The 12,355-nt window shown below is 59.6% G+C and carries 11 protein-coding genes; 9 read left to right on the top strand and 2 right to left on the bottom strand.

From position 1 onward, the window contains the following. Positions 1-41 precede the first annotated feature (41 nt). Positions 42-1,952 carry a sigma-54-dependent Fis family transcriptional regulator gene (locus ACQ4OE_RS25220; protein ID WP_430948278.1) on the bottom strand — a complete coding sequence of 637 codons (1,911 nt, stop codon included), beginning with the start codon at positions 1,950-1,952 and terminating at the stop codon, positions 42-44. A 301-nt stretch (positions 1,953-2,253) separates the two neighbouring features. On the opposite strand from ACQ4OE_RS25220, the gene exaC reads away from it, so the two are divergent. The 9 genes from exaC to ACQ4OE_RS25265 all read left to right on the top strand — a co-directional run bounded on the left by exaC (position 2,254) and on the right by ACQ4OE_RS25265 (position 11,631). After that, entirely contained in the window at positions 2,254-3,774 is a 1,521-nt protein-coding gene (exaC, locus tag ACQ4OE_RS25225) for an acetaldehyde dehydrogenase ExaC (RefSeq protein WP_430948279.1), read from the top strand. Positions 3,775-3,989: 215 nt separating this feature from the next. Beyond that, entirely contained in the window at positions 3,990-5,441 is a 1,452-nt protein-coding gene (eat, locus tag ACQ4OE_RS25230) for an ethanolamine permease (protein ID WP_430948280.1), read from the top strand. Positions 5,442-5,493: 52 nt separating this feature from the next. After that, positions 5,494-6,888 carry an ethanolamine ammonia-lyase subunit EutB gene (locus ACQ4OE_RS25235; RefSeq protein ID WP_430948281.1) on the top strand — a complete coding sequence of 465 codons (1,395 nt, stop codon included), beginning with the start codon at positions 5,494-5,496 and terminating at the stop codon, positions 6,886-6,888. Continuing rightward, positions 6,885-7,718 carry an ethanolamine ammonia-lyase subunit EutC gene (gene eutC, locus ACQ4OE_RS25240; protein WP_430948282.1) on the top strand — a complete coding sequence of 278 codons (834 nt, stop codon included), beginning with the start codon at positions 6,885-6,887 and terminating at the stop codon, positions 7,716-7,718. The genes ACQ4OE_RS25235 and eutC overlap by 4 nt, the downstream gene beginning before the upstream one ends. 115 nt (positions 7,719-7,833) lie before the next feature. Continuing rightward, positions 7,834-8,295, top strand: a complete 462-nt coding sequence (locus ACQ4OE_RS25245) for a GNAT family N-acetyltransferase (RefSeq protein WP_003228592.1) — start codon at positions 7,834-7,836, stop codon at positions 8,293-8,295. Positions 8,296-8,556: 261 nt separating this feature from the next. Next, positions 8,557-9,207 (top strand): DedA family protein, encoded by a 651-nt coding sequence (locus tag ACQ4OE_RS25250; protein ID WP_122592673.1) that lies wholly within the window; start codon positions 8,557-8,559, stop codon positions 9,205-9,207. Between the two features lie 4 nt (positions 9,208-9,211). Then, positions 9,212-10,024 carry a zinc-dependent peptidase gene (locus tag ACQ4OE_RS25255; protein ID WP_430948283.1) on the top strand — a complete coding sequence of 271 codons (813 nt, stop codon included), beginning with the start codon at positions 9,212-9,214 and terminating at the stop codon, positions 10,022-10,024. Positions 10,025-10,136: 112 nt separating this feature from the next. After that, complete coding sequence (gene ppa, locus ACQ4OE_RS25260; RefSeq protein WP_003205933.1) at positions 10,137-10,664, top strand: inorganic diphosphatase; 528 nt, start codon at positions 10,137-10,139, stop codon at positions 10,662-10,664. Positions 10,665-10,887: 223 nt separating this feature from the next. After that, the gene (locus tag ACQ4OE_RS25265; RefSeq protein ID WP_430948284.1) at positions 10,888-11,631 is read left to right on the top strand and encodes a S24 family peptidase; all 744 of its coding nucleotides are present in this window, start codon (positions 10,888-10,890) and stop codon (positions 11,629-11,631) included. 267 nt (positions 11,632-11,898) lie between these two features. Here the strand turns inward: ACQ4OE_RS25265 and ACQ4OE_RS25270 are convergent, their stop codons facing one another. Next, the gene (locus ACQ4OE_RS25270; RefSeq protein WP_430948285.1) at positions 11,899-12,270 is read right to left on the bottom strand and encodes a hypothetical protein; all 372 of its coding nucleotides are present in this window, start codon (positions 12,268-12,270) and stop codon (positions 11,899-11,901) included. Positions 12,271-12,355: the final 85 nt, after the last annotated feature.

The following is a 12,355-nucleotide window of genomic DNA, read 5'->3' on the forward strand; positions in this document are numbered from 1 at the left end:
TCGACATGATCGTTCCCACGCTCCGCGTGGGAACGATCAGATCACGCAGATCGGGCGATACCGTGTTTGCGCAGCTTTCTATAGAGGGTATTGCGGCTGACACCCAGTTGCTGCGCCGTCTGGGTCATGTGCCAGCGGGTTTGCTCCAGCGCATTGAGCAACGCCAGTCGCTCGGCGTCTTCCAGCGGATGCTCCGAGCACTCGACCTGTGAAATCGCCGGACTCCCCAGCCGAATCATCACCGGCAAATCCTCCATGCCGATTCGCCCTTCATCGCACAGCGCCGCCAACGTACGCAGCACATTGCGCAATTGCCGCACATTCCCCGGCCAGTTGAACGCCAGCAAGGCCTGACGCGCCGCCTCGTCGATCACAATCGTTTCAGCGCCCGCCTCCTCGGCCAGGAGAAAATCCAGCAACTGCGATTTATCGCTGCGCGCGCGCAGCGCCGGCAATGCCACTTCCAAACCGTTGAGCCGGTAATACAGATCCTCACGGAAACTGCCGTCCGCGACCCGCTCCAGCAGATTGCGGTGGGTGGCGCTGATGATCCGCACATTGACCGCTTCCGGCTCGCCACCGATCGGCACCACCTGCCGGTCTTCGAGCACTCGCAACAACCGCGTCTGCAAGGCCAGCGGCATGTCGCCGATTTCATCGAGGAACAAGGTGCCGCCATCCGCCTGCTGCAACTTGCCGCGCATGCCGTCCTTGCGCGCGCCGGTAAAACTGCCGCCGCGATAGCCGAACAGTTCGCTCTCGATCAGGCTTTCAGGGATGGCCGCGCAGTTGAGGGCGACGAAGGCTTTGTTCGAACGCTGGCTGGCGTGATGCACAGCCTTGGCGAAGGCTTCTTTGCCGGAACCGGTTTCGCCGTTGATCAACAGCGGCACATCACGCTCGAACACGCGCAAGGCTTTGCGGAAATCGGCCTGCAGCGCCTGATCACCGAGGCAAATGCCCGACAATGGTTGCGCCTTGGCCACAACCGGGGCCGGCATGATCGGCAGAGATTTGCGCGACTCGCCGCGCAACACCGCAAACAGATGCCGGCCATCGCGGGTGCGCAGCGGCCAACTGGCGCTGGCGTGAGCGCTGGCGCGACCGAGCAATTCATCCAGCGAGCAATCGAAGAACGCTTCGACCGGTTTGCCCAGCAAACCGCCACGAATGTGCCCGAGCAAGTTCAGCGCACTCTGGTTGACCGCGCTGATCCGCCCTTCCCCGTCAAACGCCAGCAAGCCTTCGCTGAACAGCCCGACGGACTCGGCTTGCAGGTGGAAACGCAGCAACCATTGGTTATCGAAACAGCGCAGGAAGTAGCAACTCTCGATCATCTTCGCCGACAGATTGACCAGCGCCATGGTGTGGAACTGGCTCTGCCGCGAGACATCATGGCGAGCCGAAGACACGTCGAGGACGGCGAGCAGTTCGCCGTGAGGATCGAACACCGGGCTCGCCGAGCAGGTCAGGCCGGTGTGGCGACCGCGAAAGTGTTCATCCTGATGGATGGTCAGCGCCTGACGCTCGACCAGGCAGGTGCCGATGCCGTTGGTGCCTTCGCAGGCCTCACTCCAGTCGGCGCCGAGCCAAAGGCCGGCGCGCTCAAAGATCTTGCGTTCGGCGGGTGCGGTGACGCAGTTGAGGATCACCCCGCGCGCGTCGGTCAGCAGCACCGCGTGGCCGGCGCCGGAGAGTTGTTGATGCAGGCTGCTCATTTCATTGCCGGCGATCTGCAAGACCTGTTGCAGACGTTCGCGGCTCTCGAGGACGCGCCCGTGTTCGAGCACAGTGGGCGCGATGGCCAAGGCCGGATCGAGGTGGTAATCCTCCAGACACCGCAGCCACGACCGGGCAATCGACGGATCAGATCCGGGCCCGTGCAAGTGCGATTTGCCCTGGGTAACGGTGAGAACCTGTTGGGCATGGCGACTCAAATGGTTGTCGTGCATTTCTTATTGTTCTCCCCGAGGCTCGACGGCCCACTGCTGAGGTGACGCCCAGCATCCTCCAGCCACCGACGCATTGCAATGCTGGCAAGACTGTCCGGTCACAGGTTGTGCCAGAAGCGGTACAGACTGTCACCCTAGCTGTACCGAAAGCGTCACAGGTGTCATCCACTCGTCCGACATAAACCGCTTAAACCCTTGATTTAACTGCCCCGCACGGCAGTGGCCCGACCCTTGCTCTACGCTTATAGCAAGCGCACTTGCGCGTTTCTCTAATAAGTACAAAGCCAAGGAGAACATCATCATGCGTTACGCTCACCCCGGTACTGAAGGCGCCAAAGTCTCGTTCAAAGCCAAGTACGGTAACTACATCGGCGGCGAGTTCGTCGCGCCTGTCAAAGGTCAGTACTTCACCAACACCTCGCCAGTGAATGGCCAGCCAATTGCCGAATTTCCGCGTTCCACTGCCGAAGATATCGACAAGGCTCTGGACGCCGCCCACGCCGCAGCCGATGCGTGGGGTTCCACTTCCGTGCAGGCGCGCTCGCTGATCCTGCTGAAAATCGCCGACCGCATTGAAGCGAACCTCGAACTACTGGCGATCACCGAAACCTGGGACAACGGCAAAGCCATCCGCGAAACCCTCAACGCCGACATCCCGCTGGCGGCCGACCACTTCCGCTACTTCGCTGGCTGCCTGCGCGCCCAGGAAGGCAGCGCTGCCGAAATCGACGGCAACACTGTCGCGTATCACATTCATGAACCGCTGGGCGTGGTCGGCCAGATCATCCCGTGGAACTTCCCGATCCTGATGGCCGCGTGGAAACTGGCCCCAGCGCTGGCCGCCGGTAACTGTGTCGTGCTCAAGCCTGCCGAGCAAACCCCGCTGGGCATCACCGTGTTGCTGGAACTCATCGGCGACCTGCTGCCGCCAGGCGTACTGAACATTGTTCAGGGCTATGGCAAAGAAGCCGGCGAAGCGCTGGCGACCAGCAAACGCATCGCCAAGATCGCCTTCACCGGCTCGACCCCGGTCGGCTCGCACATCATGAAATGTGCGGCCGAAAACATCATTCCGTCGACCGTGGAACTGGGCGGCAAGTCGCCGAACATCTTCTTCGAAGACATCATGCAGGCCGAGCCGACCTTCATTGAAAAAGCCGCTGAAGGTCTGGTGCTGGCGTTCTTCAACCAGGGCGAAGTCTGTACCTGCCCATCCCGCGCACTGGTCCAGGAATCGATCTACGACGAGTTCATGGCCGTTGTGATGAAGAAAGTCCTGCAAATCAAACGCGGCGATCCGCTGGACACCGACACCATGGTCGGCGCGCAGGCGTCCGAACAGCAATTCGACAAGATTCTTTCGTACCTGGAAATTGCCAAGGGCGAAGGCGCCGAACTGCTGACTGGCGGCAAGGTGGAAAAACTCGAGGGCAATCTGTCCACCGGCTATTACATCCAGCCGACCCTGCTCAAGGGCACCAACAAGATGCGCGTGTTCCAGGAAGAAATCTTCGGCCCAGTGGTGAGCATCACCACGTTCAAGGACGAAGCCGAAGCGCTGGCGATCGCCAACGACACCGAGTTCGGCCTCGGCGCCGGCCTGTGGACCCGCGACATCAACCGCGCCTACCGCATGGGCCGCGCGATCAAGGCCGGTCGCGTCTGGACCAACTGCTATCACCTGTACCCGGCGCACGCCGCGTTCGGCGGGTACAAGAAGTCCGGCGTTGGCCGTGAGACCCACAAGATGATGCTCGATCACTATCAGCAGACCAAGAACCTGCTGGTGAGCTACGACATCAATCCATTGGGCTTCTTCTAAGCGGATGAGGGGCGAGGCAGTCGTTTCTGCAACGCCCCTCAGATAGCTTTCGCGAGCAGGCTCGCTCCCACAGGGAGTTGCGTGCACCCGCAATGTTCGACCCGACACAACTCCAATGTTGGAGCGAGCCTGCTCGCGAAAGCGGTGTGCTATTCAACCCCGACAGTTCCTGACCGAATTGCGGGGCCAATACAACAATAAGAAAGGTGAACCCTATGCCTAGCGAATTTCCGACGGGTGCTCCGGCGACCGGTGCCTCCGTCGATTTTGAGAAAGTCGGTTCGGATTACTTCCAACAACGCGAGCTGAAAAAGGGTGCCGCCGGCTGGGTATTGCTGGTGGGTCTGGGCGTTGCTTACGTGATTTCCGGCGACTACGCCGGCTGGAACTTCGGCTTGGCGCAAGGTGGCTGGGGGGGCATGTTTCTCGCCACGCTGCTGATGGCCACCATGTATCTGTGCATGTGCTTCTCTCTCGCCGAACTGTCTTCGATGATCCCTACCGCCGGGGGTGGCTACGGTTTTGCCCGCAGCGCATTCGGGCCGTGGGGCGGATTTCTCACCGGCACGGCGATCCTCATCGAATACGCCATTGCCCCTGCGGCCATCGCGGTGTTCATCGGCGCCTACTGCGAGTCTTTATTTGGCATCGGCGGCTGGATGATCTATCTGGCCTTCTACATCATCTTCATTGCCATCCACATTTTCGGGGTCGGCGAAGCGCTCAAGCTGATGTTTGTCATCACCGCCATCGCCGCGCTGGCGCTGGGGGTGTTTTTGGTGGCGATGGTGCCGCACTTCGACATTGCCAACCTGCTCGACATTCCGGTGACTGCCGCTACGGGAGCCAGTCCGTTTCTGCCATTCGGCTACGTCGGCGTCTGGGCGGCGATTCCCTATGCGATCTGGTTCTTCCTTGCCGTTGAAGGCGTGCCGCTGGCCGCCGAGGAAACCAAGAATCCCAAGCGAGACCTGCCACGCGGCCTGATCGGCGCCATGTTGGTGCTGCTGATGTTTGCCCTGCTGATTTTGATCGTCGGCCCCGGCGGTGCGGGCGCCAACTCGCTGCTGACGTCCGGCAACCCGCTAGTCGAAGCGTTGAGCAAAGCCTACGGCGGCTCGACCTGGATGGGCAGTTTCGTCAACCTCGTTGGGCTGGCCGGGCTGATCGCCAGTTTCTTCTCGATCATTTATGCCTACTCGCGGCAGATTTTCGCGCTGTCCCGTGCAGGCTATCTGCCACGCAAATTGTCCGAAACCAATAAAAGCAAAGCTCCGGTACTGGCGCTGGTGATTCCCGGCATCATCGGTTTCGCCCTGTCGCTGACCGGCCAAGGTGACCTGCTGATTCTGGTGGCGGTGTTCGGCGCAACCATTTCCTACGTACTGATGATGGCCGCGCACATCACCTTGCGGATTCGCCGCCCCAAAATGGACCGACCGTACCGCACACCAGGGGGCATATTTACCTCAGGAGTGGCCTTGGTGCTGGCGTGCATCGCCGTGGTTGCGGGCTTCCTGGTCGACCCACGGGTGGTAATCGGTGCCGCCGTCATCTATGGAGTGTTAATTGCTTACTTTGCTTTCTACAGTCGGCATCACTTGGTAGCAGGCACGCCGGAAGAGGAATTCGCGGCGATTCAGAAAGCTGAAGAAGCACTGCACTGATTGCCGAAAACCACGGCGCAGGCTTGGCCCGCGCCGTCACGGAGAATTCTGTATGGCCAGTTTTGCACACACGGTCGGCGCCCAGACCTATCGCTTCGACAGCCTCAAGGACGTCATGGCCAAGGCCAGCCCGGCCCGTTCGGGGGATTTTCTCGCCGGCGTCGCCGCGCTCAACGATGGCGAGCGCGTGGCCGCGCAAATGGCGCTGGCCGACATCCCGCTCGCGCACTTCCTGCACGAAGCGTTGATTCCTTACGAGTCCGATGAAGTCACCCGCCTGATCATCGACACCCACGATCCACAGGCCTTCGCCGTGGTCAGCCACCTCACCGTCGGCGGCTTTCGCGACTGGCTGCTCAGCGACGCCGCCGATGAAACCAGCCTGCGCAACCTCGCCCCCGGTCTGACCCCGGAAATGGTCGCCGCCGTATCGAAGATCATGCGCGTGCAGGATCTGGTGCTGGTGGCGCAGAAAATTCGCGTGGTAACGAAGTTCCGCGGCACCCTCGGCTTGCGCGGTCGCCTGTCGACGCGCCTGCAACCCAATCATCCGACCGACGAACCGTCCGGCATCGCCGCGAGCATTCTCGATGGTCTGCTTTACGGTAACGGCGACGCGATGATCGGCATCAACCCGGCCACCGACAGCATCGCTTCGATTTGCGCGATGCTGGAAATGCTCGACGCGATCATCCAGCGCTACGACATTCCGACTCAGGCCTGCGTGCTGACTCACGTCACCACCTCCATCGAGGCGATCAATCGTGGCGTGCCACTGGATCTGGTGTTCCAGTCCATCGCCGGCACCGAAGCGGCCAACGCCAGTTTCGGCATCAACCTGAACGTGTTGCAGGAGGGTTATGACGCAGGCCTGAGCCTGAATCGCGGCACCCTTGGGCAGAACCTGATGTATTTCGAGACCGGTCAGGGCAGCGCGCTGTCGGCCAACGCCCACCACGACGTCGATCAGCAGACCTGCGAAACCCGAGCCTATGCCGTGGCACGGCATTTCAAACCGTTTCTGGTGAACACCGTCGTAGGATTTATCGGCCCGGAATACCTCTACAACGGTAAGCAAATCATCCGCGCCGGCCTCGAAGACCATTTCTGCGGCAAGCTGCTCGGCGTGCCGATGGGCTGCGACATCTGCTACACCAACCACGCCGAAGCCGATCAGGACGACATGGACACCCTACTGACCCTGCTGGGCGTCGCCGGGATCAACTTCATCATGGGCATCCCCGGCTCCGACGACATCATGCTCAACTACCAGACCACCTCGTTCCATGACGCGCTCTACGCGCGCCAGACGCTGGGCTTGAAACCGGCGCCGGAATTCGAGCAGTGGCTGGCGAACATGGGCATCTTCACTCAGGCGGACGGCAAGGTTCGCTTCGGTAACAACCTGCCACCGGCCTTCCGCCAAGCGCTGGCGCAACTGGGATGAGTCATATGGAAAAGCCGCCCATCGACCCGCAAAACCCTTGGCTGGAACTGCGCCGCCTGACCCCGGCGCGGATCGCCCTGGGCCGCACCGGCACCAGTTTGCCGACGAGTGCGCAACTGGATTTCCAATTCGCCCACGCCCAGGCGCGGGATGCCGTGCATCTGCCTTTTGATCATGCCGGACTCAGTGCGCAATTGACTGAACGCGGGCGCGAGAGCCTGCTGCTGCACAGCGCCGCCGTGGATCGCAACAGCTACCTGCAACGTCCGGATCTGGGCCGCAAGCTCAGCGATGACTCCGCGCAGACCCTGCGTGACTACGCCGCAGCGCATCCGGGCGGTGTTGATCTGGCGATTGTCGTGGCCGACGGCTTGTCGGCGCTGGCGGTGCATCGCCACACGCTGCCGTTTCTCAACCGACTGGAAGAGCAAATGAGCGCTGACGGCTGGTCGATAGCACCGGTGGTTCTGGTGGAACAGGGACGCGTTGCCGTCGGCGATGAAATCGGTCAATTGCTCGGCGCGAAAATGCTGGTGATGCTGATCGGCGAGCGGCCGGGCCTCAGTTCGCCGGACAGCCTGGGTTTGTATTTCACCTACAATCCAAAGGTCGGGCTGACCGATGCCTACCGCAATTGCATCTCCAACGTGCGACTCGAAGGCTTGAGTTACGGCATGGCGGCGCATCGCTTGCTGTATCTGATGCGCGAAGCCTCTCGGCGACAGTTGTCGGGGGTCAACCTGAAGGACGAAGCACAGGTTCACACGCTGGAATCGGACGCCGGTGTCGACATGAAAAGCAATTTCCTACTCGATCCGCCCACAACCTGAACCGTTTCCGCATTGCGTTTCGGCGCAGGTTTCAGGCAGGATCGATGCACGGCCGCCAGGGTTTCCCATCGCCGTCAGAGCAGTTGAAGACAGCCACTTGAAGACGAGACCTATCATGCGGATTATTCAAGCGACCCTCGAACATCTGGATTTGTTGACTCCGTTGTTCGTCAAATATCGCGAGTTCTACGGTTCCCTGCCTTACCCGGATTCGTCACGTGCGTTTCTCGAAAAACGCCTGCGCCGCAAGGAGTCGGTGATTTATCTGGCCCTGGCCGATGATGACGACAAGAAACTGATGGGTTTCTGTCAGCTGTATCCGAGCTTCTCCTCTCTATCGCTCAAACGCGTGTGGATCCTCAATGACATCTATGTCGCCGAAGACGCCCGCCGCCAACTGGTCGCCGACAACCTGATCCGCACCGCGAAGAAAATGGCCAAGGAAACCCAGGCCGTGCGCATGCGTGTATCGACCAGCAGCAACAACGAAGTCGCGCAGAAAACCTATGAATCCATCGGGTTCAAGGAAGACACCGAATTCAAGAACTACGTATTGCCGATCAGCGACGAGCTCTGACAGCAAAAGATCGCAGCGTTCGAGGCATGCCCCTCCGGGAGCCGCCGAAGGCTGCGATCTTTTCGCTCTGGCAACATCTTCCCCCTTGCTGACAATTGTTCACACCTCGACATCCCTCGCTACAAAACCAACACGCTTTTCATCGCTCAAACCGTATAATCCCGATCTTTCCGGCTTGTAAGAAAAACTACACCCCGCTGTAGGCTTACACGAAGTCATCCGCACAGGCCTGCCGAGTTGGGCCGTCAAACAGGTGCCCCCATGGATTTCAACCCGCTCGACCTTATCCTGCATCTCGACGTTTACCTCGATTTGCTGGTGAACAACTATGGGCCATGGATCTACGCCATCCTGTTTCTGGTGATCTTCTGTGAAACCGGCCTGGTGGTGATGCCGTTCCTGCCGGGCGATTCCCTGCTGTTCATTGCCGGTGCCGTGGCGGCGGGCGGTGGTATGGATCCGGTGCTGCTGGGCGGCTTGCTGATGCTGGCAGCGATCATGGGCGACAGCACCAACTACGTGATCGGACGAACGGCGGGGGAAAAACTCTTCAGCAATCCCAACTCGAAAATCTTCCGTCGCGACTACCTGCAAAAAACCCACGATTTCTATGACAAGCACGGTGGCAAAACCGTAACGCTGGCGCGCTTCCTGCCGATCATCCGCACCTTCGCGCCGTTCGTCGCCGGTGTGGCGCGGATGCCTTACCCGCGCTTTTTCGGCTTCAGCGTGCTCGGCACCATCCTCTGGGTGGGCGGACTGGTCACACTGGGCTACTTCTTCGGCAACGTACCGTTCATCAAGAAAAACCTGTCGTTGCTGGTGGTCGCAATTATTCTGCTGTCGCTGATACCGATGATCCTTGGCGTGGTGCGCAGCCGTTTCGGCGGCAGCAAAGCCGAATCGCACTAAATCCATGTGGTCACTGAGCGCTTGGCGACGCCGGCGCATTCTGGCCAAGCACCCGATTGCTGACGATATGTGGCAACGGGTGCGCCATCATCTGAGCTTTCTCGACGGCATCACCGCCGCGCAGGATCAGTGGCTGCGCGAAGCCTGCGTGCTGTTTCTCGAAGAAAAACACCTGACCGCCCTGCCCGGCGTCGAGCTGCATCAGGAGCAACGCTTGTTGCTCGCCGCTCAAGCGCAATTGCCGCTGCTCAATCTGGGTGATTTGAATTGGTATCAGGGTTTCCACGAAATCGTTCTATACCCCGATGACTTCCTCAGCCCGCAGCGCCATCGCGATGCCAGCGGCGTTGAACACGAATGGGACGGCGAACACAGCGGCGAAGCCTGGCAACAGGGGCCGATCATTCTCGCCTGGCCTGGTGTCATGGCCAGTGGTGGCTGGGAAGGCTACAACCTGGTGATCCACGAACTGGCGCACAAACTCGACATGCTCAACGGCGACGCCAACGGCCTGCCGCCGCTGCACGCCGACATGCGTGTCAGCGAGTGGGCCAAGGTGATGCAGGCCGCTTATGACGATCTTGATGGTCAGCTTGAGCGCAACCCCGATGCCGAGACGGCCATCGATCCTTACGCCGCCGAAAATCCGGCGGAGTTCTTTGCGGTCACCAGCGAATACTTCTTCAGCGCCCCGGATCTGCTGCACGAGGCTTATCCGCAGGTCTATGCGCAACTGCAGCTTTTCTACCGTCAGGACCCGTTGGGCAGGTTGCGGCAACTTCAGGCCACAGACCCGGTCTATCAGGCGCACGACTAAGCGCTGCGCGACTTTCGGCACATGGCGTCCACGGCAGAATATGCCTATAATCGCCGCCACTTTTTGGTCAATCCGGCCAAGTGTTTTTGGTCAACTACGGGGGCAACGCCCAATGAGCTACAGCAAGATTCCGGCTGGCAAAGACCTGCCGAACGACATCTACGTCGCGATCGAGATCCCGGCCAACCACGCGCCGATCAAATACGAAATCGACAAAGACAGCGATTGCCTGTTCGTTGACCGTTTCATGGCCACCCCAATGTTCTACCCGGCCAACTACGGTTACATCCCGAACACTCTGGCTGATGACGGTGATCCCCTCGACGTGCTGGTTGTAACACCTTACCCGGTTGCTCCAGGCTCGGTAATCCGCGCGCGTCCAGTCGGCATCCTGAACATGACCGACGACGGCGGCGGCGATGCCAAAGTCATCGCAGTCCCACACGACAAGCTGTCCCAGCTGTACGTCGACGTGAAGGAATACACCGACCTGCCACCGCTGCTGATCCAGCAGATCGAGCACTTCTTTGCTAACTACAAAGATCTCGAAAAAGGCAAATGGGTCAAGATCGAAGGCTGGGCCGGTGCTGACGCCGCCCGCGAAGCGATCACCAAGTCGGTTGCTGCCTACAAAGGCTAAGCATCTGCGACCCGCGTGACGCTTAAAGAAAACCCCGGTTGATCCGGGGTTTTTTGTGTCTGGGAAATGCCGCTTTAAACAGGGTGTTTATAGCGGACTACAGAAAAGTTTTAACCTGTGTAATTTCCCACAAGACGGTCTTACATCCCGTCGCAAAATACAGGCGCTTTTTGAACGCCCGGTTTATTCAAACCGCTCTAGCACGGCCGTAGACTCCGTGTTTATGAGAAAGAACACTAGCGGTCCACGATTCAAGGCACTCCTGGAAGCAGCGAACATCACCACCACGGGATTCGCCAAGTTCTGGGGCACGGAAGCCCAAAACGTCCACAACTGGTATACCCGCGGTGTGCCGGCCTATCGACTGGAAGAAGTCGCGCGCCTGCTCTCGGTCAACAGTGAATGGCTGAAAAGCGGCGAAGGCACCAAAGAATCGCCGCGTCTGCAGAACGCCAGCAACGGCGACACCTTCGACGCCCAAGCCATTCGCGGTGTCTATACCGTCATCGACCCCAACGACATCGACCTGGCGTTCCTCAAGGAAACCCCGCTCACCAACGGCTCCGGAAAAACCCACGTCATTCAGGACCCGGATCAATCCATCCGCTTGCTTCGCGCCCAGCTTGATCAACTGGAAATCCGGCATGCAGACGCTATCTGCGCGCAAATGATCGGCAACAGCATGGCCGAGCGCATCGAAGACGGCTCCATCGTCGCGATCGACCGCGGCCTGACCCAGGTCGTCGACGGCGAAATCTACGCCATCGAACACGACGGCATGCTGCGCATCAAATACCTGCACCGCATGCCCGGCAACGGCCTGCGACTGCGCAGCCACAACAGCGCCGAATACCCGGACGAAGTCTTCCATCCGGCACAGATCGAAGCGCAAAGGATTCACATATTGGGCTGGGTCTTCTGGTGGTCGACCCTGAGCAAACGCCGGCCGGTGGTGCCGTTTCTTTGACCTGACGGCTGGCACCTCCCCCTGTAGGAGTGAGCCTGCTCTCGATGAGGCCCTGAAAAGCAGTACAAATCCCAAATTTCTACCGCAGCAGTCGCTCTAAACCGCACTCCGCACTGGGAATTCCAGACAAAACTCAGTATCCTGCGCCCCACATTTGCGCATCGACCGCCCCGCGGCTCAGACAGCGCCCGACGCGGCAGACCAACGTCTGACCAAGTCCCACAGCCGGACGCAGATCCGGATGTACGTTTTGAAGGCTGGCGCGGTTTACCAAAAATAAACCAAGCCAGTCCCCGAGAAGCCGGCCACAAGCCGGCTTTTTAATGCCTGAAGGGCACGTAATAGAAGGGCTGCATAAAAAATATAATCTTTGACCCACACTTTGACCCACACTAAGGCGCTGCGTAGGCGCACGTGACAAAAATGAGGAACAACCGTGGTGTTGTCTTCGTCATTCGCAAGTTCAGGGAAAAAGGAATCTGCTTCGATACATAGCGGACGCTCTTCTGGAATAACCTCCTCATCGGATGGAACGTGGAAGTCAGAACGCTGGATGCGACGCGGGGACGGATCGAAAGCGAACAGTCTGCATAGAGCTCGGAGTGCAGCCGTCTTGCCAGAATCATTAGGAGCGATCAAGTAGGTTATGGCTTCTCTGCCAACCTCAGTAGGCCCAGGGCCATAAGATAGAAAATCTCGATAGGCGCGGCGTCTGCAGCCTCAT

The organism is Pseudomonas sp. WC2, assembly GCF_050586545.1.
Taxonomy (GTDB): domain Bacteria; phylum Pseudomonadota; class Gammaproteobacteria; order Pseudomonadales; family Pseudomonadaceae; genus Aquipseudomonas.

Bases quoted from the DNA above. Each gene is read 5' to 3' on its own strand.
- ACQ4OE_RS25220 (WP_430948278.1), bottom strand. From the start codon at position 1,952: ATGCACGACAACCATTTGAGTCGCCATGCCCAACAGGTTCTCACCGTT.
- exaC (WP_430948279.1), top strand. From the start codon at position 2,254: ATGCGTTACGCTCACCCCGGTACTGAAGGCGCCAAAGTCTCGTTCAAA.
- eat (WP_430948280.1), top strand. From the start codon at position 3,990: ATGCCTAGCGAATTTCCGACGGGTGCTCCGGCGACCGGTGCCTCCGTC.
- ACQ4OE_RS25235 (WP_430948281.1), top strand. From the start codon at position 5,494: ATGGCCAGTTTTGCACACACGGTCGGCGCCCAGACCTATCGCTTCGAC.
- eutC (WP_430948282.1), top strand. From the start codon at position 6,885: ATGAGTCATATGGAAAAGCCGCCCATCGACCCGCAAAACCCTTGGCTG.
- ACQ4OE_RS25245 (WP_003228592.1), top strand. From the start codon at position 7,834: ATGCGGATTATTCAAGCGACCCTCGAACATCTGGATTTGTTGACTCCG.
- ACQ4OE_RS25250 (WP_122592673.1), top strand. From the start codon at position 8,557: ATGGATTTCAACCCGCTCGACCTTATCCTGCATCTCGACGTTTACCTC.
- ACQ4OE_RS25255 (WP_430948283.1), top strand. From the start codon at position 9,212: ATGTGGTCACTGAGCGCTTGGCGACGCCGGCGCATTCTGGCCAAGCAC.
- ppa (WP_003205933.1), top strand. From the start codon at position 10,137: ATGAGCTACAGCAAGATTCCGGCTGGCAAAGACCTGCCGAACGACATC.
- ACQ4OE_RS25265 (WP_430948284.1), top strand. From the start codon at position 10,888: ATGAGAAAGAACACTAGCGGTCCACGATTCAAGGCACTCCTGGAAGCA.